The following is a 22,745-nucleotide window of genomic DNA, read 5'->3' as shown; positions in this document are numbered from 1 at the left end:
CAGGCGTTCATAAAAGAGAGAGCAATGACTGAATTGAAGAACGACCGCTTCCTGCGGGCCCTGCAGCGCCAACCCGTGGATCGCACGCCGATCTGGATGATGCGCCAGGCCGGCCGCTACCTGCCGGAGTACCGGACCACCCGCAAGCAGGCAGGGTCATTCCTGGACCTGTGCAAAAACGCCGAACTGGCCTGCGAAGTGACCATGCAGCCCCTGCGCCGTTACCCCATGGACGCCGCCATCCTGTTCTCCGACATCCTCACCGTACCCGATGCCCTGGGTCTGGGCCTGTATTTCGAGGAAGGAGAGGGGCCGCGCTTCCGCAAAACCGTGCGCAGCGAGGAGGATCTGGCGGCATTGAACAGCTTCCGGGCCGATGACGACCTGGCCTATGTGATGAACGCCGTGCGCACCATTCGCGGCGAACTCAACGGCCAGGTACCGTTAATCGGGTTCAGCGGCAGTCCCTGGACGCTGGCCACTTACATGGTCGAGGGCGGATCCTCCAAGGACTTTGCCAGGGTCAAGGGTATGGCTTACGACAAGCCCGAACTGATGCACAGCCTGTTGTCGCTGCTGGCTGATGCGGTGGCCGATTATCTGGCGGCCCAGGTCCGCGCCGGCGCCCAGGCGCTGCAGATATTTGACACCTGGGGCGGCAGCCTGTCTGCCGCCGGTTACCGGGAGTTCTCGCTGGCCTACATGCAGCGCATTATCGCCGCCCTGCAGGCCGACCCCGAGACCCGCGAGGTGCCGGTGATCGTGTTTACCAAGGGCGGTGGCCAGTGGCTGCCGGCGATCGCCGACTGCGGCGCCCAGGCCATAGGTATCGACTGGACTACCGATATCGCCCTGGCCCGAAGCCAGGTAGGCGACAGGGTGGCGCTGCAGGGCAACATGGACCCGTCGATGCTGTTCGCCTCACCGGCGCGGATCCGGGAAGAAGTGGCGGCTATTCTGGCGGGCTTCGGCCAGGGCAGCGGCCATGTGTTTAACCTCGGTCACGGCATCACCCCGGGGGTGAATCCGGACCATGTAACCGCCTTTGTCGACGCGGTGCAGGAACTGTCGCCCCAGTATCACCGGGAAGCTTAGCGCTCCTGGTGTGAGCCGGCCCTAGCCGGCCCGCGATGAGAGATCGCCGCCGTCGCAGCAGAAGTCGTGGTTCATATCCAGCGCCGGCGCATCGGTAGCCGGGCGGCCGACGATTTTCGCCGGTACGCCGGCGACCGTGGTATGCGGCGGTACTTCTTCCAGCACCACGCTGCCAGCGCCGATCTTGGCGCCTTCACCGACGCGAATATTGCCGAGGATTTTTGCTCCCGCGCTGATCAGCACCCCATTGCCGATTTTTGGATGCCGGTCGCCGTCCTCCTTGCCGGTACCGCCTAGGGTGACAGACTGCAGTATGGAGACGTTATCGCCGACCACGGCGGTTTCCCCGACCACCAGGCCGGTGGCGTGATCCAGCAGGATGCCCTGACCCATGCGCGCGGCGGGGTGGATATCGACGGCAAATTTCACTGACACCCGGCTCTGGAAAAACAGCGCCATTGAGCGCCGGCCGTTATTCCACAGCCAGTGGGCGATGCGGTGGCTCTGCAGCGAGTGATAGCCCTTGAAGTAGAGAAACGGGATATACAGTTCGTGGCTGGCGGAATCGCGATCGACCACGGCCAGCAGGTCGCAGCGCATCGCCTCGCCGATGCGCGGATCCGCGCGCATGGCCTGTAGCATCACTTCCCGCAACAGCAAGGAGGTCACCGTGGGGCTGTCCAGCTGGCTGGCCAGGTGAAAACTGAGTGCGCACTCCAGGGAGTCGTGATTGAGGATGGTGGCGTGCAGGAAGCTGGCCAGCACTGGCTCTTCCTGGGCATGTTTCTCGGTCTCGGCGCGGATGCGTTCCCACACCGGATCGGGCTGATTGGCAGACATGGCGGTTCCTCTCTGTTGACCGGGGACTGTAGCCTATAACAGCCTGTTCGTCACGGCGCGGCGCTGAATGCCCACAGCGCGTGGCCGCTGTTGTGGTACTTGGCCTCGAACAGGGTCAGCGGGGGTTGCCCCGCTACCAGCCTGACCCGGCCCCGCCGGCCGGCCAGGTGCATAGCGACGCCGAACTCCTCAACGTAGAGCTGCCAGTTGGAGCGTAATTCGACCTGCCCGCCCAGCGCCAGCAAGAGCGGGAAGCTGCCATGACCATGGATGCGCCGCTGCAGGTGTTTAGCCTTGGGCCAGGGGTTGGGGTAGAGCAGGTAGTGGTATTCCGCCCGGTGGCCATCCGCCAGCAGCAGCGTCCAGATATCCTCGGCCTGGGCCTGGAGCAGCAGGTAATTGCCGGCGCTTGAGGGCCGGTGCTTGTGCAGCCGGTGTGCGGACTGGTCTATGCCCACCACCAGATGCTCCGGGTGCTTCTCCGCCAGCAGGCAGGTGCTCATACCGGTGCCGCAGAAGGAGTCGATGACCAGGGCTTGCCGCTGTCCACTGAGCCGCTCCGCCAAGGCCTGGTAAGCCACTACTGAATGCGGCGCCGGTGTCCGCCGAAAGGGGTGGGCCAGGTGGCGCTGCACGGTAGCCGCGAGCCGCGCATGCAGGCCGGCCTGGTTGCTGCTCACCGGGCGCGAGTTGTCAGACTGGCTGGTACTGCTCATGCGGGTGTTTACCGCTTCCATTGATGTTCGTCATCGGGGTTGCCATGATAGCGCCTCACTTTATCACCGGCATCTACTGTGGAATCCCGTTCATGCGTAAAGACCTCCGTCCCTGGTGGCTGAAGAAACTGTACCTGCGTTATCGCCACTGGTACGCCGAATACTTCCTGCGGCCGCAATGTGAGTCCCTGGGACCCTACCACACCATTATGAAGCCCTGGTATGTCAACATTTCCGGCAACAACATCCGCATCGGCCGTTCCTTTACCGCCATCGGCGAACCCATGCACCGGGTGGAAATCGGGGTCTGGGGACGGGCCGAGGGCGAGGGCAGGATCGATATCGGCGACTGTGTGTTAATGAGCCCGGGCTCACGTATCAGCGCCTCCGATGAGGTCACCGTTGGCGATGGCACCATGTTCGCCAATGGCGCCTATGTCACCGATTCCGACTGGCACATGATTTATGACCGCACCGAACGGGACCCGACGCCGACGCCGGTGCATATTGGCCGTAACTGCTGGCTGGGCGACGGCTCGGTGGTGCTCAAGGGCGTGACCATTGGCGACAATTCGGTGGTGGCGGCCCGGGCGGTGGTCACCAGGGACGTGCCGGCGAACGTGGTGGTGGCCGGCAATCCGGCACAGGTGGTCAAGGAGCTGGATCCGGAGCGAAGTTTCCGGACCCGGATGGACTACTTTGCCAGGCCCGCCGAGCTGGAGCGCTTTTTTGACGCCATCAACGCCGAGGTGCTCGCCGGTAACAGCTTCTGGCGCTGGCTGTGGGCAGTAATTTATCCCGCCTCCAGGCGCCGCCGCTGAGTCCGGGGTGTTCAGTCCGTCGGGTACAGGGTTTTCACGCCGTCTGGCGTGCCCAGTAACAGGACATCGGCCGGTTTCAGGGCGAACAGGCCGTTGGTGACCACACCGGTAATGCCGTTGATCTTGGCCTCGGTGGCCAGCGGCTGGGGAATCGGGAAGTTGTACACATCGAGGATGATATTGCCGTTGTCGGTGATCACCCCGTCCCGGTAAACCGGGTCTCCCCCCAGCTTGACCAGCTCCCTGGCGACGTGGCTGCGGGCCATGGGAATGACCTCCACCGGCAGTGGAAACTGGCCCAGGGTGTGAACCAGTTTTGACTCGTCGGCGATGCAGATAAATTCTTTGGCCACCGCGGCGACGATTTTTTCCCGGGTCAGGGCGGCGCCACCGCCCTTGATCAGCTGCAGGGCGGCGTTGCTCTCATCGGCGCCGTCGATGTAAAAATCAACCTGGTCGACCGCGTTGAGGTCGTACACCGGAATGCCGTGCTTGCGCAGTCGTTCGGCGGAGGCTTCCGAGCTGGCCACGGTGGCGTTGACCAGGCCGCGGATCTCCGCCAGGCGGTCAATGAACAGGTTGGCCGTGGAGCCGGTGCCGATACCCAGTACCGTGTCGTCGTCGATCCTGGGCCGAATAAGGTCCAGCGCGGCCTGGGCGACAGCCTGCTTCATTTCATCCTGGTTCATGGCCTGGCTCCGGGGTTTTGGCGGGGAGGCCATTATAGGCCAGCGGGACAGCCACGGCAGCATTTATCCGGCGCCGGGGCTGCAAAACCGGCGCGGCTTCTTTACCATGGCCGCTTGCTGAAAATGAGCGGAAGCCGAATCTATGCCACAGTCCTACATCAAGCGCATCCTCGACGCGCGCGTCTATGACGTGGCCAGGGAAACCCCGGTTGACCGGGCGGAGTTGATGTCCCGGCGGCTGGGCAACCGGGTCTGGCTGAAACGCGAGGACCTGCAGCCGGTGTTTTCATTCAAGCTGCGCGGCGCCTACAACAAGATGCAAAAGCTCAGTCCGGAGCAGCGGGCCCGCGGCGTGGTGGCGGCCTCCGCCGGCAACCATGCCCAGGGCCTGGCCATGGCGGCGACCAGAATGAAGGTCAGGGCCACTATCGTCATGCCGCGCACCACGCCGCAAATCAAGGTCGACGCGGTGCGCGACCGGGGTGCCAGGGTTGTGTTGTGGGGCGATTCCTATGACGAGGCGGCCGCCCATGCCGCCGCGCTGGTCGAGGAGAAGGGCATGACCTATGTTCACCCCTTCGATGATCCCGATGTCATTGCCGGCCAGGGTACGGTGGGCATGGAAATCGTCCGCCAGCAGGAGCGGCCACTGGACGCGATTTTTGTTCCGGTGGGCGGCGGTGGCCTGCTTGCCGGCGTCGCCGCCTTCGTCAAGTATGTCTGGCCCGGGACCCGGGTTATCGGGGTGGAGCCGGAGGATGCCGCCTGCCTGCAGCTGGCGCTGGCGCGCGGCCGCCGGGCGGTGTTGCCGGAGGTGGGGCTGTTTGCCGACGGTTGCGCGGTTGCCCAGGTGGGCAAGGAGCCCTTCCGGGTTATCCGCGAACTGGTGGACGGGGTGATTACTGTCAGCAGCGATGAGATATGCGCCGCCATCAAGGATATATTCGAGGATACCCGCAGTATTGCCGAGCCCGCCGGGGCCTTGGCGCTGGCCGGGCTGAAGCTCTATGCCGAGCGCGAAAATGCCCGGGACCAGGACTTGCTGGCCATCGTCAGTGGCGCCAATACCAATTTCGACCGCCTGCGGTACATCTCCGAGCGCACTGAAATCGGCGAACAGCGGGAGGCGGTTATCTCGGTGACCATCCCGGAAAAACCCGGCAGCTTCCGGGTGTTCTGTAACGCCCTGGGCCGGCGCAATATCACCGAGTTCAACTACCGTTATGTCGACCCGGGCTCGGCGCAGGTATTCGTCGGCCTGTCAGTGGTGCCTGGCGGCGAGGACCTCGCCCGGCTGTTGCAGGCGCTCGAAAGCAAGGGCTATGAGGCCCGGGACCTGACCGACAACGAGGTCGCCAAGCTGCACGTGCGCTACATGGTCGGTGGCCATGCCCCGGCGGGCCTGGACCATGAGCGGGTCTACCGGGTGGAATTCCCCGAGCGTCCCGGGGCGCTGGCGAAGTTTCTCTCCGGTTTGGGGCAGAGCTGGAACATTTCCATGTTCCACTACCGCAATCACGGCGCCGCCTACGGCAGGATCCTTGCCGGCGTGCAGGTCCCGCCGGGGGAAAAGCGGGCTTTCGAGGGGGTGCTGGAAGAAATTGGCTACCGCCACTGGGACGAAACCGACAATCTCGCCTACGCCCTCTACCTGGGCCAGCGGGCGACTGAGCCGCGATTGCCATAAATGGGTCAGGAAAATGAAGTTTTTGTCCACCAGCTGTAGACATTTCCAGCTTTTGTGAAATAATCCCGAAAGTTAGCGGTTGTTTCCATCCAATAACAAGCCAGCGCAGGCGCTCGCAGAAGCGCAACGTTGGGGGAAACGGGACACGTACTTCATAAAAGAGTGGGAATATAGTGAAACGCAAGCCGGACCTTATGCTGATCCTGATGGCTGTTTTTGGCATGGGCGTATTGGTGACCCTGATGTTACCAATGGCCGCCAGTAACACGGTGGCGGCACCCGCGTCGGAGCTGCAGGCGGGCGTTATCATCGAGGACTGAGGTAGGCCTCAGGTGTGGCCCTGGCATTGATACAGGGCGCTTTCGGTGACGACGAAGTCCAGCGGCACGTCCCAGGGCTGGCTCGGCAGCGCTGGTAGCTGCTGGCAGTCGTATGCCAGCCCCATCTTGATCACATCAGCGGCACTCTCCAGTGCCCGGTCATAGAACCCGCCCCCCATGCCCAGCCGGTTGCCTCGCAGGTCCCAGGCGACCAGTGGCAGTAAAATGATGTCCAGTGCGCTGGCCGGCAACGACTTGCCGCCGGGCTCAGGAATGCCGAAGCGATTGTCGATCAGGGGCTGATCCGCTTCCCAGGCCGCGAAGCGCAGTGAACTGTCGGTCTGGATAATGGGGAGATAGGGTGTTTTGCCCGCGCGGCGCAGGTCCCTGACCAGCGGCGTGGGGTCGATTTCGCCGTCGTTGGCGTGGTACACGGCAATACGCCGGGCTCGCTGCCAGAGCGCCAGCGACGCCAGCTGGCGGGTGACCGCCTCCGCCGCCTGCTGCCGCTTGCTCGCTGGCAGGGCCCGCCTGCGGGAGCGCATGTCCCGGCGGATCACTGCTTTCGAGAGGGGCAGGTCTTCCATGGCTGTTAAAGATTCCCGGCGTACCGCTGACAGCGCTGCCCTTGAACCCGATGGTTCAAGGTGGAGGCACCTGCACTGCATAAGGCTTTCCGGTCATGCCGGACTTGCACACCAACAGCGACGAGACGCCCCCGGTTACAAATTTATCGGCTCGAGGACTGTCTGCCTGGCGCATACGCCAGGGATCCGGAGTTGATTATAACGAGGCCAGGCAACAAATTCGCCCTTGAATTTCCGCGGAAAGTGCGGCTGGGCTCAGCCGATTTCCAGCTGTCGCAGCTGGTAGAGCGCATCGTCGAGTTTGCGGTTAAGGCTCTCAACCGCGCCCGGCTCCGGCGCGGGCGCCGCGCCGTCGCTGTGTTCCGAGGCCTGCAGCAATTCATAGCTGATGTTGAGTGCGGCCATTACCGCGATGCGCTCCAGGCCGATGACCTTGCCGGTTTCACGGATGCTGCGCATTTGTTTGTCGAGGTACTTGGCCGATACCACCAGGTCTGATTCCTGCTCTTCCGGGCAGGCCACCTGGTAGTCCTTATCGAGAATCTTGACCGTGACAGTATTGGGTTGGTTCACCGGTTCACTCCATTGTGCGCAGGCGGTTTATCATGGCTTCTACTTTGGATCTCGCCAGTTCGTTCTTGTCGATGAGGTCCTGACGTTCCTGCTGCCAGCCGGCGTTTTCCGCCTTCAGCAGCTGGTTTTCCCTGTTCAGCTGGTTGCACAGTTCGATCAGCTGGTCGATCTTCTGGCTCAGGGCCTGCAGTTGCTTGTCCGCCATGGAGTTTTACTGGTGTTAGTCCTGTATGGACTTTACTATAAGGGCGGTTCCGATTGAGGTCAACGGAACAAAAGCAAAGAAAATCAAAGGCCTGCCAAGCATTTTTCGCTTGCTGTTGTAACTTTCCCCGGGACCACCGGGAACCACGCGTCAGGAAACCGCCATGTTTGACCCATTCACCGATGAAGTCGGAGTTTTTGACATCGATGAACTGGCCAATCACCTGCTGGAGCAGGGAGTGGACAGCTCACCCTCGCGCATCCACGGTTGCCTCAGCGGCCTGCTGGCCGCCGGGGCCCCGGCCGAGGCCGAGGCCGGACTGGCGCTGCTGGGCCAGGCCATGGATTTGCACCTGTATGGCGAACTGGCTGGCCAGCTTATGCAGCTTTACCAGGTATCCGCCGCGGCGCTGGAGGACGATGAGTTCGACTTCCACCCCCTGCTGCCGGACGATGACGTGGCAATCGAACTGCGTACCACCGCTGTGGCCGACTGGGTTAGCGGCTTTCTTGCCGGCTTTGCCCAGGTCAACCAGGCCCAGGTGTCCCAGGACAGCAGTGAGATTCTCAGGGACTTTGCCGCCATAGCCGAGGCCGCGGTGGATCAGGACGACGGCGAAGAGGAGCTGGAGAGCGCCTTCATGGAGATCGTCGAGTACCTGCGTTTCGCCGCACTTAATATTTTCATGGACAGCCGGGTCGAGCCCGGCGATTCGGGTCAGCCCTCCCTGCACTAGGTATGTTACTCTCCCGGTTTCCCGAATACAGCGGCAGCGGATGAAAATAAGCAACGCAGAGTACGCCCGTCGACGGCACAAGCTGATGGCCCTGATGGCGCCCAACAGCATTGCTATCATTCCCGCCGCCCAGGAGAAATTGCGCAGCCGGGATACCGAGTACCCTTTTCGCCAGGACAGCGATTTTTACTACCTCAGCGGGTTTCGCGAACCGCAGGCAGTGCTCGTGCTGATCCCCGGCCGCGAACATGGCGAGTTTGTGATGTTCTGCCGCGAGCGCGAGCCGGCGATGGAACTGTGGCACGGGAGCAGGGCGGGGCCGGATGGCGTCTGTGACCGCTTTGGCGCCGATGACGCTTTCCCGGTGAGCGACATCGACGAAATTCTTCCGGGCCTGATTGAGGGCCGTGACCGGGTGTACTATTCGATGGGCCGCAGCGCGGAGTTTGACCGCCAGATTATGGGCTGGGTCAACAGCATACGCAGCAAGGAGTCTACCGGCGCCTCACCGCCCGGCGAATTCACCGACCTTGACCATATGCTGCATGACCTGCGGCTGATCAAGAGCGCCGCCGAGCAAAAACTGATGCGCCGGGCCGGCGAGATTACTGCCGGCGCCCACCGTCATATCATGCAGCACTGCCGGCCAGGCATGTTCGAGTACGAGCTGGAGGGCGAGCTGCACCACCAGTTTGTCCGCGGCGGTGCCCGCCATCCGGCCTACCAGAGTATTGTCGGCAGTGGCGCCAACGGCTGCACCCTGCACTATGTGGAAAACAGCAGCAAACTGCGCGACGGCGACCTGGTGCTGGTGGATGCCGGTTGCGAGTTCGAGTACTACGCTGCCGACCTCACCCGCACCTTCCCGGTCAACGGCAAGTTCAGCGCCGAACAGCGCGCTGTTTATGACCTGGTGCTGGCCGCGCACGAGGCCGCGGTGGCCCAGATCCGTCCCGGCAACCACTGGAACCAGCCCCACGATGCCAGTGTACGGGTGATTACCGCCGGCCTGCTGGAACTGGGCCTGCTGGAGGGGGAACTGGACGAGCTGCTGGAGGCAAAGGCCTGCCAGCCCTTTTACATGCACCGGGTGGGCCACTGGCTGGGCCTCGATGTTCACGACGTGGGCGACTACCGGGTGGGCGACGAGTGGCGCCTGCTGGAGCCGGGCATGGTAATGACGGTGGAGCCGGGTATTTATATCGCCCCCGGGAATACGGATGTGGCGCGCAAATGGCGGGGCATTGGTGTGCGCATAGAGGACGACGTGCTGGTGACTGCCGAGGGCTGTGAGCTGTTGACCGCCGGCGCACCGCGCAGTGCTGAGGAGATCGAGGCCACCATGGCCGCCTGACCATGCGCCAGCAATACGACATCGTCATAGCCGGAGGCGGGATGGTGGGCATCAGCCTCGCTCTGTACCTGGCCAGGGTCCTGCCGGCGTCGGCCAGTATCGCGCTGGTGGAAGGCTTTCCCTTTCCCGAACCCAGGCCGGGTCACAAACCCGATTACCATCCCTCCTTCGACGCCCGCTCTACCGCGCTGAGCTACAGCAGCCGCCTGGTCTACCAGCGCCTGGAGTTGTGGCCGGAACTGCAGCAGTGGTTGTGCCCGATAGAGAGTATTCACGTATCCAACCGCGGCCGCTTCGGCAGCACCCTGATGCATGCCGGCGACCATGGCTGGGACGCGCTGGGCTATGTGGTGGAAAATGCCTGGCTGGGCGCCAGCCTGGCCCAGGCCCTGCACCGCCAGGGCCGGGTGGAGCTGATCAGCCCGGCAACGGTCACGGATGCCAGCCCCGCTGGCCAGCTGACCCGCCTGCACCTGCAGGGCGCTCCCGCCGCGGAACTGGAGGCCGGGCTGCTGGTGGTGGCCGACGGCGCCGCTTCCGGATTGCGGCGCCAACTGGGCCTGGGGGTCAGCGAAAAATCCTATCGGCAGCAGGCGCTGGTGGCCAATGTCGGTTTTGACCAGCCACACCGGGGCTGCGCCTTCGAGCGTTTCACGGACCGCGGGCCCCTGGCCTTGTTGCCCCTGCTGGGTGTTGCCGGCAGCGCCAATCGCAGTGGCCTGGTGTGGACGCTGGCGCCGGAGGAGGCGGAACACCTGCTGGCCTGCCCCGAGGCAGAATTCCTGCAGGCCCTGCAGCAGCGTTTCGGCTATCGCCTGGGTCGGCTGCAACAGGTAGGGCAGCGCCACGCCTACCCACTGTCGCTGGTAAAGTCCGATGAGCAGGTGCGCCAGGGGGTGGTGGTCATGGGCAATGCCGCCCATGCCCTGCATCCCGTGGCTGGCCAGGGCTTCAACCTGGCGCTGCGCGACGTGGCGGAACTGGCCGGGGTGTTGGCGGATGCCGGCGGGCGGGGCGAGCCCTACGGGTCTCTGGCGGTACTGCAGCGTTATGAGCGGCGCCAGCGGGCCGACCAGCAGCGAACAATTGAATTCAGCGACCGCCTGCCGGGGCTGTTCATGCTGGCGGACCCGGTCATTGGCCTGGTTCGTGACGCGGCGCTCTCGGGCCTGGATTTGCTGCCGTCGTTGAAACGCAATTTCATCAACCAGGCCGCGGGCGTGGCCGCCCTGGGGCGACAATGAGCGTGAGCAGCCAATACGATGTGGTGATTATCGGTGCCGGGATCGCCGGCACTGCGCTGGCGGCGGCTCTCGCCGGCAGCGGCCTGTCGCTGGCGCTGGTAGAGGCGCAACCCCTGCAGCGCAAGCCCCTGCCAGACGCCCGCGACGTGCACAGCTATGATGCCCGGGTCAGCGCCCTGACGCCCATCTCCATTGCTTTCCTGGACCGGTTGGGCGCCTGGGCAGGTGTCGCCGGCTACCGGCATTGCGCCTATTCCCATATGACGGTGTGGGACGCCGATGGCACCGGGCGTATCGAATTTGACCGCGCCGAGCTGGATGTGCCCGCCCTGGGTCATATTGTCGAAAACCGGGCCATTGTCGATGGCCTGCTGGCAGCGCTGGAGGGCGCCACGGATATCGCTGTCCACAGTCCGGACAGCCTGCAAAGCTGCCAGCGGGATGACGACGGAACGCTGGTGCTGGCACTGGAGAGCGGAGAGTGCCTGCGGGCCCGCCTGGTGGTGGGCGCCGACGGGGCCCTGTCGCGGGTGCGCCAGATGCTGGAGTTTCGCACCCGCGAGTGGGACTACGGCCACCGCGCCCTGGTGTGCACGGTACAGACCGCCCGGGAGCACCAGCACACCGCCTGGCAGCGCTTCCTGCCCACCGGGCCACTGGCGTTCCTGCCGCTGCCGGGCAAGCCCGGTGAGTCCTTCAGTTCTATCGTCTGGTCGCTGCAGGATGAGGTGGCCGAGGAGGTGCTGGCGCTCGCTGACGCGGACTTTTGCCTGCGCCTGGGTGTCGCCTTCGAGGAAACCCTGGGCCCGGTACTGGCAACCAGCCCCCGTTTTGCCTTTCCCCTGCGCCAGCGTCACGCGGTGGATTACATCCAGCCGGGGGTGGCGCTGGTGGCCGATGCCGCCCATACCATTCATCCCCTGGCGGGTCAGGGGATCAACCTGGGCCTGCTGGATGTGGCGGTGCTCGCCGAGGAGCTGCTGCGCGCCCATGAGCGTGGCCTGCAGCCGGGACGGATGGATGTGCTGTCCCGCTACCAGCGCCGGCGCAAGGGCGATAATCTGTTGATGATGGGCGCCATGGATGGTTTCAAGCGCCTGTTCGAGCAGCAGGCGCTGCCGGTGCGGTGGCTGCGTAACGCCGGGATGCGGGGCGTTGGCCGCATTGCACCGCTCAAGCAGCGGCTGATGCGCCAGGCCCTGGGGATCAGCTGAACCCCGCTGTATTGTTTTTCACCCGCTGCCCGTTAGAATGAGCCGCTCAGCTCTCTTCATCGATCCAACAGAGGACGCTCCATGAGCCAGACACCAAGCGAACTGAAATACGCCAGCAGCCACGAGTGGGCGCGCCTGGAAGAGGATGGCACCGTTACCGTGGGCATTTCGGATCATGCCCAGGATGCGCTGGGCGACGTGGTTTTCGTGGAGTTGCCGGAAGTGGGTATTACCCTGGCCGCCGGTGACGAGGCCGGCGTGGTGGAATCGGTGAAAGCCGCTTCCGACATCTACACGCCTGTCGGCGGCGAGGTCCTGGCGGTCAACGAGCAGCTCGACGATGAACCCGAGACGGTCAATGCCGATCCCTACAACGACGGCTGGATTTTCCGCATCCAGCCTGCGGACGCCAGCGAGCTGGACGCGCTGCTCAGCGCCGAAGACTACCAGAGCAAGTGTGACGAGGACGACTAGGGGCCTGTCCCCTCCCCGAGCACCCCGATGACAGCATTTGCCGACCTTTACCTGCGTAAGGGGGCCGAGCGCCGCCTGCGCGGCGGGCACCTGTGGGTCTATTCCAACGAGATTGACAGCAAGCGCCACCCGCTGGCGGGTTTACAGCCCGGGGACGTGGTGCGCGTGCGCGACGCCCAGGGGGGGCTGCTGGGCAGTGCCTACATGGAGCCGCAGGCGCTGATCTGCGCCCGGCTCTTCGCCCCGGGCGAGGCGCAGGGGCTGGACGGCGAGTTCTTCGGCCAGCGCCTGCAGGCTGCCCTCCAGGCCCGCGAGGCCGCCTTCGACAAACCCTTTTACCGCCTGGTATACGGTGACAGCGACCTGCTGCCCGGGGTGGTCATCGACCGCTTCGGCCCGCAACTGGTGGTGCAGCTCAACAACGCCGGCATTGAGCGCTACCGCGGGCCCCTGCTGCGGGCGCTGGAGGAGCTGCTGCAGCCGGAGGGTATCCTGCTGCGCGGGGACAGCCGGGCGCGCCGGGACAGCGGGCTGGCCGGGGAAGTCGAGGTGGTGTCGGGCCAGGTGCCTGAGCAGGTGCCGCTGGAGGAAAATGGCGTGCAGTTCCTGGCGCCGGTCTACAGCGGGCAGAAGACCGGCTGGTTCTACGATCACCGTATGTCCCGGGCGCGGCTGGCAGCCTGGGTTGGGGGCAGGTCGGTGCTCGATGTCTACAGCTATATCGGCGGTTGGGGCATCCAGGCGGCTGCCTTTGGCGCCAGCGAGGTCTGTTGTCTGGACAGCTCCGCCGCGGCCCTGGAGGGGGTGATGCGCAACGCGGCGCGCAATGGCCTGGAGGACAGGGTCGCGGTGCGCCAGGGCTCTGCCCCGGAAACCATGAAGCAGATGCTGGCCGAGGGTCAGGCCTTTGACGTGGTCATACTCGATCCTCCCGCCTTTATCCAGCGGCGCAGGGACCTGAAGAAAGGGATTGCGGCCTATCGGCGGATCAACGAGCTGGGGCTGCGGCTGCTGACTCCCGGTGGCCTGCTGGTCTCCGGGTCCTGTTCCATGCACCTGGGTCGCGCTGACCTGATGGCGGCGCTGCAGCAGGCGGCGGTGCGCGCCGGTTGCCAGCTGCGGGTGGTGGAGCAGGGCGCCCAGGGGCCCGATCACCCGGTGCACCCGGGCATTCCGGAGACTGAATACCTGAAAGCGGTATTCGCCCGCCGCGACTAGTCGCGCAGGGAAATCACCGGCCAGCCCGCTTCGCGGGCGCGCGCCAGCAGGGTCGGATCGGGGTCCACGGCAACGGGTTTATCCACCTGCTCCAGCAGTGGCAGGTCGTTGTGGGAGTCACTGTAGAAGTAGGCACCGGCGAGGGATATATCCCGCTCCCGCAGCCATTGCTCGAGCCTGACGACCTTGCCCTCGTGGTAGGACGGCGTACCCAGGGGTTCCCCGGTGTAGCGGCCGTTTACCTGCTGCGCTTCACAGGCGAGGATATCGTCAATGCCCAGGGCCGCGGCAATGGGCCGGGTGATGAACTCATTGGTAGCGGTAATGACCAGCAGGTGGTGGTTTCGCTCCCGGTGGCTGGCAATCAGCTGACGGGCCCTGGGCAGCATGATAGGCTCGATCTTGCTGGCCATGAAATCGCGGTGCCAGGCGGCCAGTACCTGCGGGTCCACGCCCCGGAGTGGCGCCAGGGCGAAGCGTAAATAGGCATCGATATCCAGGTTGCCGGATTTATAGTCCTCGTAGAACTGGTCGTTGCGGGCGGCGAAGGCCTCGCTGTCCACCAGGCCCCGCTCGCAGACGAATTCCCCCCACAGGTGGTCACTGTCACCACCGATGAGGGTGTTGTCCAGGTCAAAAATCGCCAGTGCCATGGCCGCCGCTCCGGGTAAAAGGGAGGCAGCATAGCGGCCTCGGCCGCCAGAGTAAATTTCTCAGGGACTCGAAAGTGTGGAACAATAACTGGCTACTTGGCTGGATATACCAATAAACGTGATCGATAAAGACGGCTTTCGACCCAACGTGGGCATAGTGCTGGCAAATGACCGGGGCCAGGTCCTGTGGGCCCGGCGCGTCGGCGGGCGGGATGCCTGGCAGTTTCCCCAGGGCGGCATTAACCGCGGGGAATCTCCGGAGCAGGCGCTTTATCGGGAACTGCAGGAGGAAGTCGGGCTGACGCCGGACGCGGTGGAAGTGCTGGGCGTGACCCGCGGCTGGCTGCGTTACCGCCTGCCCCGGCGCTTTGTCCGCAAGGGCCAGAAACCCGTGTGTATCGGCCAGAAGCAGAAGTGGTTTCTACTGCGCATGCTGGCCGATGACGATGCGGTGCGACTGGACCACAACGACAAGCCCGAATTCGATCACTGGCAGTGGGTGAGCTACTGGTATCCGCTGGGCCAGGTGATTGCTTTCAAGCGCGAGGTATACCGCCGGGCGATGAAAGAGCTGGCGCTCCCTCTGGGGCGCCACACCGAACAACAGGTTGAGGGATAAGTCCACCGATGCTGCACGTGCTGCGCCAGATAGTCCAGGAGGTCAACTCCGCCAGCAGTCTGGAAGAGGCACTGGGGATTATTGTCAGCCGGGTGCGTGTCGCCATGGGTACGGAGGTGTGCAGCGTCTACCTGCGGGAAGAAGACGGCGACCGCTTTGTATTCAGCGCCACCGAGGGTCTCAACAAGGATCAGGTAGGTATTGCCAGCCTGGCGCGGGGTGAGGGACTGGTGGGCACAGTGGCGGAGCGGGAAGAGCCGCTGAACCTGGAAAACGCCGAAAACCACCCCAACTTCCGCTTCTTTCCCGACCTGGGAGAGGAGCATTTCAACGCTTTTCTCGGCGTGCCCATTATTCACCAGCGGGCAGTGCTCGGGGTGCTGGTGGTGCAGCAGGCGGACCACCGCCGCTTCGACGAGGGCGAGGAAGCTTTCCTGGTCACCATGTCGGCGCAGCTGGCGGCGGTCATTGCCCACGCCCGGGTTACCGGTGCGGTGGGTTCCGACGAGGTGGCGGCCGGCGCGCCGACCAAGATTGGCGGTGTTCCCGGTGCGCCGGGCATTGCCATAGGGACGGCGGTCGTTGTGTCGCCCATCGCCGACCTCTATGCCGTACCGCAGAAACTGGTGGAAAATCGCCGGGAGGAGCTCAAGGCTTTCCGCTATGCCCTGGGCAGGGTGCGGGAGGATATCCGCGGTGTGGCTGAGAACCTTGGCGGCGAACTGAGCCCGGAAGACCATGCCCTGTTCGACGTTTACCTGGGGATTCTCGACGACTCCTCCATCGGCCGGGAAGTGGTCGGCCTGATCAGGGAGGGCCACTGGGCCCAGGGCGCCCTGAGCAGGGTCATGATCGAGCATATCCGTCACTTTGAGCGCATGGAGCACAGCTACCTGAAAGAGCGCGCGGTGGATGTACGCGACCTTGGCACCCGGGTGCTGGCCTACCTGCAGGCGGAGAGCCGGGAGGAGCAGGTGTTCCCGGACCAGACGGTGTTGGTGAGCGAGGAGCTCACCGCTTCCTCGCTGGGCGAGATCCCGCGGGAAAAGCTGGCGGGCCTGATTTCCGTGCGCGGCTCGGGCAACTCCCATGTCGCCATTCTCGCCCGGGCGATGGGCGTGCCGACGGTAATGGGGGCGGTAGACCTGCCCTACACCAAGTTGCAGGGCCGCAGCGTGGCTATTGATGGCTACAACGGGACGGTGCATCTCAATCCACCGCCCGAGGTGCTGTCACGGTTTGAGGCGATCCTGGATTCGGACCGGGAGCTGAGCCGGGATCTGGAGTCGCTGAGGGACCAGCCCTGTGTAACCCAGGATGGCCACCGCATGCCCCTGTGGGTCAATACCGGGCTGATGGCCGATGTGTCCCGCTCGCTGGAACACGGCGCCGAGGGGGTGGGCCTGTATCGCACCGAGGTGCCGTTCCTGCTGCGCGAGCGCTTCCCCTCCGAAGAGGAGCAGCGGCAAATCTATCGCAGCCAGCTGGAGGCTTTTGCCCCCCGCCCGGTCACCATGCGCACCCTGGACATTGGCGGCGACAAGGCCCTGCCCTATTTTCCCATCGAGGAGGACAATCCGTTCCTGGGCTGGCGGGGTATCCGCGTCACCCTGGACCACCCGGAGATTTTCCTCTCCCAGGTGCGGGCGATGCTCAAGGCCAACGCCGGCCTCGGCAACCTGCGCATCATGCTGCCGATGATTTCCAGTGTCAGCGAGCTGGACGAGGCGCTGGAACTCATCCACCGCAGCCATCGCGAGCTGATCCAGGAAGGGGTCGATACCCCGCTGCCCCGCATCGGGGTGATGGTGGAGGTGCCCTCGGCCGTATACCAGGCGCGAGCCCTGGCCCGCCGGGTCGACTTCCTGTCGGTGGGCTCCAATGACCTGACCCAGTACCTGTTGGCGGTGGACCGCAACAATGCCCGGGTCGCCGACCTCTATCACTCGCTGCACCCGGCGGTGCTTGGGGCCCTGCAGCAGGTGGCGGTTGCGGCGCGTAGCGAGGGCAAGAAGGTGGGTATCTGCGGTGAGCTGGCCGGGGATCCCGAGGGCGCGGTACTGTTGCTGGCCATGGGCTACGATATGCTGTCGATGAACGCCACCAGTCTGCCCAAGGTGAAAAAAGCCTTGCGCAATGTGAGTCTGGCCGAGGCCCGGGGCTTACTGGAAGAAGTCATGCAGCACGAAGACCCCGGTGCCATTCACGCCCGTATGGAGTGTTTCCTGGCAGAACACGGCATGGAAAAATTCATTCACAGTCCGGTTGCGTAGCCAGCTCCAGTTCCACCGCACCCTTTGTCCCGCCGTCGGCGCCGATGGTCTGTTCCCGCCAGTGGAAAGTGCCTGTCGCGTCGCGCCAGCAGGTGGTGGTTGCCCGGGTGCCGTAGCGCGGGTTGACGATAAACTGGGCCGATAACAGCTGGGCCATCTCGCCATTGAGGCCCTGCAGATCCAGCTGTTCCCGGCTGGCCAACTGGCGGTCCGTCACCACCGTGGCCAGCCGCTCGTGATCGATGTCCCTGGCCGCCAGCACCCCGGTGAGCGCCTGCTTGCCGCGCTCCACCTTGGGCCAGGGCGTATCCAGCAATGCATTGCTGAGGCCGTAGATACCCGGCGCCAGCGGCCGGGGCGTGGCGGCGGGCCCCGTCGCGCTATTGCTGAAGTACCACAACTCGTCACCCGCTCCCAGCAGCAGGTTAAAGCCGGCGTAATCGCCCGCCGCCGCCTGCAGTTCGCCGAGAAAGTCCTGCGGGCTGGCATCGCCGAGCAGGAAACGGGTGGTCAGCTCGCCCCGGGAGCGCGGTGCGGCGACCGTTCGCGCAGGGTCGCGAAAGTTGGTGATGGCGGCAAAGCGTCCATTGCGATGGATGCCCATCCAGGTGCCGCCGGCCTGCAGGTCGCGGCCGGCCAGTAGCCCCGGGTGATCCTGCCACAGTTGTGCCGGGGCCGTGGGCCGGTCGTGGAACTCATCGCGATTGGCGGCGACTACCAGCGGGTAGTCGTCACTGGCCCGGTGGGCAAATAAAATCAGGCACATACGGGGTCGCTTGTCCTTCTGTGGGCGAAACAATTGTGAATCCGATACGCGTGCATAATAATACGCGCTTATTCCGATGGTTGTTCCATGCTCCCTTATCCCGAAATAGATCCTGTCGCCGTTGCCTTCGGGCCGCTTAAAATTCACTGGTACGGTCTTGCCTACCTCACCGGCATTGCTGCCGGCTGGTGGCTGGCGGTCAGGCGCTCGGCCCGCTCCTGGACCCCGGTGAGCCGGGAACAGGTGGACGATCTTACCTTTTACGTGGCCCTTGGGGTGGTGCTGGGCGGCCGTGTCGGTTACACCTTCCTCTACGGCGGCCAGCGACTGATCGATGATCCTGCCTGGGCCCTGCGGGTGTGGGAGGGCGGCATGTCCTTCCACGGCGGCTTGCTGGGGGTGCTGTTGGCGATGTATATCTTCGGCCGCAAGCAGCAAATACCCTTCTGGCGACTGGTGGACTTTATTGCGCCTTTCGTGCCTATCGGTCTGGGGCTGGGCCGACTGGGCAACTTCATCGGCCAGGAGTTATGGGGCAAGCCCACCGAAGTGCCCTGGGGCATGGTGTTCCCGGCGGACGCCCTGCAACTGGCTCGCCACCCCTCCCAGCTCTACGAGTTCGCGCTCGAGGGTGTGCTGTTGTTTATCGTGCTGATCTGGTTTTCCGCCAGACCCAGGCCGACCTATGCGGTTTCCGGGGTATTCGCCGTGGGTTATGGCTGCGCCCGGTTTTTCGTCGAATTTTTCCGTGAGCCGGACGCCCATATCGGCTACGAAGCCTTTGGCTGGCTGACTCGCGGCCAGATACTGAGTGTGCCGCTGATTGCGGTTGGGCTGGCGCTGCTGTTTTACGCCTACGGCAAGCCGTCGGGCGCGCCGCAGTCTGCTACTGGGAAAAACAAATGAAGCAATACCTCGACCTGCTGCAGGATATTCTGGATAACGGCGTCAGCAAGGGCGATCGCACCGGCACCGGCACCCTGTCGGTGTTCGGCCGACAGTACCGGCATGACCTGGCCGACGGCTTTCCGCTGCTGACCACCAAGAAGCTGCACCTGAAAAGCATCATCAATGAACTGATCTGGTTCCTCAACGGCGACACCAATACCGCCTGGCTCAAGGACAACGGTGTTTCCATCTGGGATGAGTGGGCCACGGAGAGCGGCGACCTGGGGCCGATCTACGGTGCCCAGTGGACGGCCTGGCCGACCCGGGGCGGCGCCATCAACCAGATCGACTACGTGGTGGACTGCCTGCGCAGTAACCCGGACAGCCGGCGGATACTGTTTCACGGCTGGAACGTCGAGTACCTGCCGGATGAAAAAATCAGCCCCCAGGAGAATGTAAAAGCGGGCCGCATGGCGCTGCCCCCCTGTCATCTGCTGTACCAGTTCTATGTCGCCGGTGGCAGGCTCTCCGCCCAGTTGTACATCCGTTCCAGTGACTCCTTCCTGGGCCTGCCCTACAACACCGCCAGCCTGGCGGTGCTGACCATGATGCTGGCCCAGCAATGCGACCTCGAGCCCGGGGAAATCATTATCACCACGGGCGACTCCCACCTCTACAGCAATCATCTCGAGCAGGTGCGCGAGCAGTTGTCACGGGAGCCGCGAGCATTGCCCCGGTTGCGAATCCGGCGGCGGCCCGCGAGCATATACGATTACCGCTTCGAGGACTTCGAACTGCTCGACTACAATCCCCACGGGCACATCGCCGCCCCGGTGGCGGTGTGAGCGGCGACAGGTGAAACTGGCCGTCATTGTCGCCGCCGCGGAAAACGGGGTTATCGGCAGAAACAACGCCCTGCCCTGGCACCTGCCGGAGGACTTGCGCTACTTCAAGCGCGTCACCATGGGCAAGCCGATCGTCATGGGGCGCAAAACCTTCGAGTCTATCGGCCGGCCGCTACCGGGGCGGACCAATATCGTGATTACCCGCCAGGCACACTGGCACGCCGAAGGTGTCAGGGTGGCGCACAGTCTTGACGAGGCGCTGGCCATGGCCGGGGACATTGCCATTAGCGATGGCGCCACCGAGCTGATGGTGATCGGCGGCGCCGAGATATACCGGGCAGCCCTGCCTAGGGCTGATCGCCTCTACTTCACCGAGGTGCACGGCGAGGTGGAGGGCGATGCGCTGTTGCCCGACATCGACTGGTCGGCCTGGACCGAGCTGTCGCGGGAGCGTTTTGGCGCCAGCGGGGCCAATCCCTACCCCTACAGTTTTTTGGTGTTTGAGCGTCAATGATGCAATGCTTGCGGCAACTTGCCGCACTGTTACCGTCGCCTGCCCATGCGACCAAAACTGTTACCTAACTACCCAAACGGTGTCGATCGGCACCCGGGGCAACGACTAAAATTGAAAAACCGATCCCAAATGGTTTAAATTCGCACCCTCGGTTTACCGACTCTGGTTTTTCCACTATATAAATGGTGCCGATACCGGTTTTATCAGAGCCGATTTCTTTTGTTGGACACAGGAAACACGATTCCCATGACTATGCATCGATTGAAAAATGCCCTGGTCGCTGCGCTCGTCTCCGCAGGTACCCTGGTGGGTGCGGCGGCTGCAGTGCAGGCCAGTACGCTGGACTCCATCCTCGCGGTTGGAGAGGCCAAGAACGACGCGGCGCGCAAGTCCCAGGCCAAGATTGACCGGCTGGCGGATGAGACCCGCGATCTGCTGAATGACTACAAGACGGTCAACAAGCAGATCGATGGCCTCAAGGTGTATAACGCCCGCCTGCAACGCCAGATCGACAACCAGATGAAGCGAGTGGGCGAGATCGACGAGTCTATCTCCCAGGTCACCATCATCCAGCGGCAGATGACTCCGCTGGTGATCCGCATGATCGATGGTCTTGAGCAGTTCGTAGAGCTCGATGTGCCGTTTGAGAAGGATGAGCGGATGGAGCGGGTTGAGTTCCTGCGTTCCAATATCGACCGGGCGGACGTCAGTGTCGCGGAGAAGTTCCGCGGTGTGCTCGAGGCTTACAACATCGAGCTGCAATATGGCCGCGGTATCGACACTTACCGTGGCACCATCGACATGAACGGTTCCTCCCGTGATGTCGACTTTCTGCGCATAGGCCGCATCGCCCTGTTGTACCAGACAACCGACGGTGCGATGTCCGGCGCCTGGGATGGCAGCACCAACGCATGGGTTGACCTGCCTGCGGGCGAATACGACGCGGCCATCCGCAAGGGCATTCGAATTGCGAAGAAGCAGGCCACCATTGAATTGTTGAACATGCCAGTTTCGGCTCCGGAGGCCAACTGATGAGCGTTAAAATAGTAAAAGCCGCCGCGATGGTTTTGTGCGGCGCACTCACACTCTCTACGGGCTCCGCGCTGGCGCAGGAAGCCAGGTCCCTGGACGAGCTGCTGCAGTTCGTCAAGCAGGGCCAGACAGCCGAGGCCAAGGAAAACCGGGCGCGCGAGCAGCGTTTCGCCCAGGACAAGGCCAACCAGGCCGCCGAGCTGAAGCGCGCGGAAGAAGAGCGTGCCAGGCAGGAACAGCTCAGCGCCGAGCTGGAAGCGGCGTTCGAGGAAAACGAACTGCTGATTGCCGCCAAGCAAAAGCAGTTGCAGGAGAAGCTGGGTACGCTGTCTGAGCTGTTCGGTCACCTGACCTCTGCCTCCGGTGACCTCGCCTCCAATATCGAGGTGTCGCTGGTATCCGCCCAGTACCCTGACCGCGAGCAGTTCCTGAAGGACCTGATCGCCAAAATGAGCGGTTCCGACACTCTGCCCAGCATCGAGGAAATCGAGCGGGTGTGGTTTGAGCTGCTGCGGGAAATTCGCGAAACCGGTGTGGTGACCAAGTTCAACGCCGAGGTTTCATCGCCGGCGGGTGAGCGTGCCGAGCGCGAAGTCATGCGCGTGGGTGCGTTCAATATTGTCGACGCCAACGGCAACTACCTGGCCTACAACGACGGCAACCTGAGCGAGCTGCCGCGCCAGCCCAGCGGTCCCTACACCGGTTGGGCTGCCGACCTGGCCTCCGCCAGCAGCGGTCTGCACAAGTTTGGTGTCGATCCCACCGGCCCGACCGGCGGTTCCTTCCTGGCGGCGATCATCGATACGCCCAATCTGGAAGAGCGCTGGCACCAGGGCGGTTACGTGGGTTACGCGATTACCGCGGTGGGTGCCTTTGCCTTCCTGCTGGCGATCTATCGACTGTTTGTGCTGACCATTGTCGGCAGCAAGGTCAATGCCCAGCTGAAGAGCGACAAGGCCAACGACAACAACCCGCTGGGCCGCGTCCTCAAGATTCACGAGGACAATCCCACCATGGACACCGAAACCCTGGAGCTCAAACTGCACGAGGGTGTGCTGCAGGAAACTCCGAAGCTGGAAAGTGGTCTTACCCTGTTGAAGATCATCGCGGCGGTGGCTCCCCTGATGGGTCTGCTGGGTACGGTGACCGGTATGATTATCACCTTCCAGGCTATTACCATTTTCGGTGCTGGCGATCCCAAGGCGATGGCCGGTGGTATCTCCGGTGCATTGATCACAACCGTACTGGGTCTGTTGGTGGCGATTCCCACCGTGCTGCTGCATACCGTGGTCAATGGTCGCGCCCAGCGCATCATCCACATTCTTGACGAGCAGACCACCGGGATGATTGCAGAGCATACTGAAGCCAATCTGAGGTCTTGA

At 63.6% G+C, this 22,745-nt stretch carries 25 protein-coding genes and 1 other RNA gene; 17 read left to right on the top strand and 9 right to left on the bottom strand.

Going from position 1 to position 22,745, the window contains the following annotated elements; genetic code table 11:
- Positions 1-24: 24 nt before the first annotated feature.
- Entirely contained in the window at positions 25-1,095 is a 1,071-nt protein-coding gene (gene hemE / locus DWB85_RS02705) for a uroporphyrinogen decarboxylase (protein ID WP_117952657.1), read from the top strand.
- A gap of 21 nt (positions 1,096-1,116) precedes the next feature.
- On the opposite strand, the gene cysE is transcribed toward hemE, so the two are convergent.
- Together cysE and trmB are read right to left on the bottom strand one after the other, a co-directional pair.
- The gene (gene cysE, locus DWB85_RS02700) at positions 1,117-1,935 is read right to left on the bottom strand and encodes a serine O-acetyltransferase (RefSeq protein ID WP_117952656.1); all 819 of its coding nucleotides are present in this window, start codon (positions 1,933-1,935) and stop codon (positions 1,117-1,119) included.
- 50 nt (positions 1,936-1,985) lie between these two features.
- Entirely contained in the window at positions 1,986-2,672 is a 687-nt protein-coding gene (gene trmB, locus DWB85_RS02695; RefSeq protein WP_239017198.1) for a tRNA (guanine(46)-N(7))-methyltransferase TrmB, read from the bottom strand.
- Between the two features lie 71 nt (positions 2,673-2,743).
- Here trmB and DWB85_RS02690 point away from each other — a divergent pair, with 71 nt between their 5' ends.
- Positions 2,744-3,472, top strand: coding sequence for an acyltransferase (locus tag DWB85_RS02690; RefSeq protein WP_117952751.1), 729 nt, complete (start codon positions 2,744-2,746; stop codon positions 3,470-3,472).
- Positions 3,473-3,483: 11 nt separating this feature from the next.
- Here DWB85_RS02690 and rpiA read toward each other — a convergent pair whose 3' ends face one another.
- On the bottom strand, positions 3,484-4,161 hold the full coding sequence (rpiA, locus tag DWB85_RS02685) for a ribose-5-phosphate isomerase RpiA (protein WP_117952655.1): 678 nt from the start codon (positions 4,159-4,161) through the stop codon (positions 3,484-3,486).
- A gap of 142 nt (positions 4,162-4,303) precedes the next feature.
- On the opposite strand from rpiA, the gene ilvA reads away from it, so the two are divergent.
- Together ilvA and DWB85_RS19470 are read left to right on the top strand one after the other, a co-directional pair.
- On the top strand, positions 4,304-5,848 hold the full coding sequence (gene ilvA, locus DWB85_RS02680; protein ID WP_117952654.1) for a threonine ammonia-lyase, biosynthetic: 1,545 nt from the start codon (positions 4,304-4,306) through the stop codon (positions 5,846-5,848).
- A gap of 173 nt (positions 5,849-6,021) precedes the next feature.
- Positions 6,022-6,168 (top strand): hypothetical protein, encoded by a 147-nt coding sequence (locus DWB85_RS19470; protein ID WP_162845981.1) that lies wholly within the window; start codon positions 6,022-6,024, stop codon positions 6,166-6,168.
- 8 nt (positions 6,169-6,176) lie between these two features.
- Here DWB85_RS19470 and DWB85_RS02675 read toward each other — a convergent pair whose 3' ends face one another.
- The 4 genes from DWB85_RS02675 to DWB85_RS02660 form a co-directional block, all read right to left on the bottom strand.
- Positions 6,177-6,755 (bottom strand): 5-formyltetrahydrofolate cyclo-ligase, encoded by a 579-nt coding sequence (locus tag DWB85_RS02675; RefSeq protein ID WP_117952653.1) that lies wholly within the window; start codon positions 6,753-6,755, stop codon positions 6,177-6,179.
- A gap of 8 nt (positions 6,756-6,763) precedes the next feature.
- Positions 6,764-6,943, bottom strand: a non-coding RNA gene (ssrS, locus tag DWB85_RS02670) — 6S RNA.
- A gap of 67 nt (positions 6,944-7,010) precedes the next feature.
- Positions 7,011-7,328, bottom strand: coding sequence for a cell division protein ZapA (locus DWB85_RS02665; RefSeq protein WP_117952652.1), 318 nt, complete (start codon positions 7,326-7,328; stop codon positions 7,011-7,013).
- A gap of 4 nt (positions 7,329-7,332) precedes the next feature.
- The gene (locus tag DWB85_RS02660; protein WP_117952651.1) at positions 7,333-7,533 is read right to left on the bottom strand and encodes a TIGR02449 family protein; all 201 of its coding nucleotides are present in this window, start codon (positions 7,531-7,533) and stop codon (positions 7,333-7,335) included.
- A gap of 163 nt (positions 7,534-7,696) precedes the next feature.
- Here DWB85_RS02660 and DWB85_RS02655 point away from each other — a divergent pair, with 163 nt between their 5' ends.
- From DWB85_RS02655 to DWB85_RS02630, 6 genes are all read left to right on the top strand, one after another.
- Positions 7,697-8,269 carry a UPF0149 family protein gene (locus DWB85_RS02655; protein ID WP_117952650.1) on the top strand — a complete coding sequence of 191 codons (573 nt, stop codon included), beginning with the start codon at positions 7,697-7,699 and terminating at the stop codon, positions 8,267-8,269.
- A gap of 40 nt (positions 8,270-8,309) precedes the next feature.
- Complete coding sequence (pepP, locus tag DWB85_RS02650; RefSeq protein ID WP_117952649.1) at positions 8,310-9,623, top strand: Xaa-Pro aminopeptidase; 1,314 nt, start codon at positions 8,310-8,312, stop codon at positions 9,621-9,623.
- 2 nt (positions 9,624-9,625) lie between these two features.
- Positions 9,626-10,867, top strand: a complete 1,242-nt coding sequence (ubiH, locus tag DWB85_RS02645) for a 2-octaprenyl-6-methoxyphenyl hydroxylase (RefSeq protein WP_117952648.1) — start codon at positions 9,626-9,628, stop codon at positions 10,865-10,867.
- Positions 10,864-12,081, top strand: a complete 1,218-nt coding sequence (locus DWB85_RS02640; RefSeq protein ID WP_117952647.1) for a UbiH/UbiF/VisC/COQ6 family ubiquinone biosynthesis hydroxylase — start codon at positions 10,864-10,866, stop codon at positions 12,079-12,081. The genes ubiH and DWB85_RS02640 overlap by 4 nt, the downstream gene beginning before the upstream one ends.
- A gap of 81 nt (positions 12,082-12,162) precedes the next feature.
- On the top strand, positions 12,163-12,555 hold the full coding sequence (gene gcvH, locus DWB85_RS02635) for a glycine cleavage system protein GcvH (RefSeq protein ID WP_117952646.1): 393 nt from the start codon (positions 12,163-12,165) through the stop codon (positions 12,553-12,555).
- 27 nt (positions 12,556-12,582) lie between these two features.
- Positions 12,583-13,773, top strand: a complete 1,191-nt coding sequence (locus DWB85_RS02630; protein ID WP_117952645.1) for a class I SAM-dependent rRNA methyltransferase — start codon at positions 12,583-12,585, stop codon at positions 13,771-13,773.
- Here the strand turns inward: DWB85_RS02630 and DWB85_RS02625 are convergent.
- Positions 13,770-14,426 (bottom strand): histidinol-phosphatase, encoded by a 657-nt coding sequence (locus DWB85_RS02625; RefSeq protein WP_117952644.1) that lies wholly within the window; start codon positions 14,424-14,426, stop codon positions 13,770-13,772. The two genes, DWB85_RS02630 and DWB85_RS02625, sit on opposite strands and share 4 nt — an antisense overlap.
- A gap of 118 nt (positions 14,427-14,544) precedes the next feature.
- On the opposite strand from DWB85_RS02625, the gene DWB85_RS02620 reads away from it, so the two are divergent.
- On the top strand, positions 14,545-15,045 hold the full coding sequence (locus tag DWB85_RS02620; RefSeq protein ID WP_117952643.1) for an RNA pyrophosphohydrolase: 501 nt from the start codon (positions 14,545-14,547) through the stop codon (positions 15,043-15,045).
- 8 nt (positions 15,046-15,053) lie between these two features.
- Complete coding sequence (ptsP, locus tag DWB85_RS02615; protein WP_117952642.1) at positions 15,054-17,318, top strand: phosphoenolpyruvate--protein phosphotransferase; 2,265 nt, start codon at positions 15,054-15,056, stop codon at positions 17,316-17,318.
- Here ptsP and DWB85_RS02610 read toward each other — a convergent pair.
- On the bottom strand, positions 17,296-18,084 hold the full coding sequence (locus DWB85_RS02610; RefSeq protein WP_117952641.1) for an NRDE family protein: 789 nt from the start codon (positions 18,082-18,084) through the stop codon (positions 17,296-17,298). The genes ptsP and DWB85_RS02610 overlap by 23 nt on opposite strands.
- A gap of 87 nt (positions 18,085-18,171) precedes the next feature.
- Here DWB85_RS02610 and lgt point away from each other — a divergent pair, with 87 nt between their 5' ends.
- The 5 genes from lgt to DWB85_RS02585 all read left to right on the top strand — a co-directional run bounded on the left by lgt (position 18,172) and on the right by DWB85_RS02585 (position 22,745).
- Positions 18,172-18,990 (top strand): prolipoprotein diacylglyceryl transferase, encoded by an 819-nt coding sequence (gene lgt, locus DWB85_RS02605; RefSeq protein WP_117952640.1) that lies wholly within the window; start codon positions 18,172-18,174, stop codon positions 18,988-18,990.
- Entirely contained in the window at positions 18,987-19,817 is an 831-nt protein-coding gene (locus DWB85_RS02600; protein WP_117952639.1) for a thymidylate synthase, read from the top strand. The genes lgt and DWB85_RS02600 overlap by 4 nt, the downstream gene beginning before the upstream one ends.
- A gap of 10 nt (positions 19,818-19,827) precedes the next feature.
- Positions 19,828-20,331, top strand: a complete 504-nt coding sequence (locus DWB85_RS02595) for a dihydrofolate reductase (protein WP_117952638.1) — start codon at positions 19,828-19,830, stop codon at positions 20,329-20,331.
- Positions 20,332-20,577: 246 nt separating this feature from the next.
- A complete protein-coding gene (locus tag DWB85_RS02590) occupies positions 20,578-21,363 on the top strand; it encodes a DUF3450 domain-containing protein (protein ID WP_117952637.1) in 786 nt (261 codons plus the stop codon).
- A complete protein-coding gene (locus DWB85_RS02585) occupies positions 21,363-22,745 on the top strand; it encodes a MotA/TolQ/ExbB proton channel family protein (RefSeq protein ID WP_117952636.1) in 1,383 nt (460 codons plus the stop codon). The genes DWB85_RS02590 and DWB85_RS02585 overlap by 1 nt, the downstream gene beginning before the upstream one ends.

Source organism: Seongchinamella sediminis (genome assembly GCF_003457605.1).
Lineage (GTDB): Bacteria > Pseudomonadota > Gammaproteobacteria > Pseudomonadales > Halieaceae > Halioglobus > Halioglobus sediminis.
Note: the sequence above shows the minus strand (reverse complement) of the source record. Positions and strands in the feature narration are given on the sequence as shown.

What these genes read in the sequence shown, in the direction of transcription:
- DWB85_RS02630 (WP_117952645.1), top strand. Translation starts at nt 12,583, where the DNA reads ATGACAGCATTTGCCGACCTTTACCTGCGTAAGGGGGCCGAGCGCCGC.
- DWB85_RS02655 (WP_117952650.1), top strand. Translation starts at nt 7,697, where the DNA reads ATGTTTGACCCATTCACCGATGAAGTCGGAGTTTTTGACATCGATGAA.
- cysE (WP_117952656.1), bottom strand. Translation starts at nt 1,935, where the DNA reads ATGTCTGCCAATCAGCCCGATCCGGTGTGGGAACGCATCCGCGCCGAG.
- DWB85_RS02585 (WP_117952636.1), top strand. Translation starts at nt 21,363, where the DNA reads ATGAGCGTTAAAATAGTAAAAGCCGCCGCGATGGTTTTGTGCGGCGCA.
- DWB85_RS02640 (WP_117952647.1), top strand. Translation starts at nt 10,864, where the DNA reads ATGAGCGTGAGCAGCCAATACGATGTGGTGATTATCGGTGCCGGGATC.
- ubiH (WP_117952648.1), top strand. Translation starts at nt 9,626, where the DNA reads ATGCGCCAGCAATACGACATCGTCATAGCCGGAGGCGGGATGGTGGGC.
- DWB85_RS02600 (WP_117952639.1), top strand. Translation starts at nt 18,987, where the DNA reads ATGAAGCAATACCTCGACCTGCTGCAGGATATTCTGGATAACGGCGTC.
- DWB85_RS02690 (WP_117952751.1), top strand. Translation starts at nt 2,744, where the DNA reads ATGCGTAAAGACCTCCGTCCCTGGTGGCTGAAGAAACTGTACCTGCGT.
- lgt (WP_117952640.1), top strand. Translation starts at nt 18,172, where the DNA reads ATGCTCCCTTATCCCGAAATAGATCCTGTCGCCGTTGCCTTCGGGCCG.
- trmB (WP_239017198.1), bottom strand. Translation starts at nt 2,672, where the DNA reads ATGGAAGCGGTAAACACCCGCATGAGCAGTACCAGCCAGTCTGACAAC.
- DWB85_RS02660 (WP_117952651.1), bottom strand. Translation starts at nt 7,533, where the DNA reads ATGGCGGACAAGCAACTGCAGGCCCTGAGCCAGAAGATCGACCAGCTG.
- ilvA (WP_117952654.1), top strand. Translation starts at nt 4,304, where the DNA reads ATGCCACAGTCCTACATCAAGCGCATCCTCGACGCGCGCGTCTATGAC.
- DWB85_RS02590 (WP_117952637.1), top strand. Translation starts at nt 20,578, where the DNA reads ATGACTATGCATCGATTGAAAAATGCCCTGGTCGCTGCGCTCGTCTCC.
- DWB85_RS02675 (WP_117952653.1), bottom strand. Translation starts at nt 6,755, where the DNA reads ATGGAAGACCTGCCCCTCTCGAAAGCAGTGATCCGCCGGGACATGCGC.
- hemE (WP_117952657.1), top strand. Translation starts at nt 25, where the DNA reads ATGACTGAATTGAAGAACGACCGCTTCCTGCGGGCCCTGCAGCGCCAA.
- pepP (WP_117952649.1), top strand. Translation starts at nt 8,310, where the DNA reads ATGAAAATAAGCAACGCAGAGTACGCCCGTCGACGGCACAAGCTGATG.
- ptsP (WP_117952642.1), top strand. Translation starts at nt 15,054, where the DNA reads ATGCTGCACGTGCTGCGCCAGATAGTCCAGGAGGTCAACTCCGCCAGC.
- gcvH (WP_117952646.1), top strand. Translation starts at nt 12,163, where the DNA reads ATGAGCCAGACACCAAGCGAACTGAAATACGCCAGCAGCCACGAGTGG.
- DWB85_RS02610 (WP_117952641.1), bottom strand. Translation starts at nt 18,084, where the DNA reads ATGTGCCTGATTTTATTTGCCCACCGGGCCAGTGACGACTACCCGCTG.
- DWB85_RS02625 (WP_117952644.1), bottom strand. Translation starts at nt 14,426, where the DNA reads ATGGCACTGGCGATTTTTGACCTGGACAACACCCTCATCGGTGGTGAC.
- rpiA (WP_117952655.1), bottom strand. Translation starts at nt 4,161, where the DNA reads ATGAACCAGGATGAAATGAAGCAGGCTGTCGCCCAGGCCGCGCTGGAC.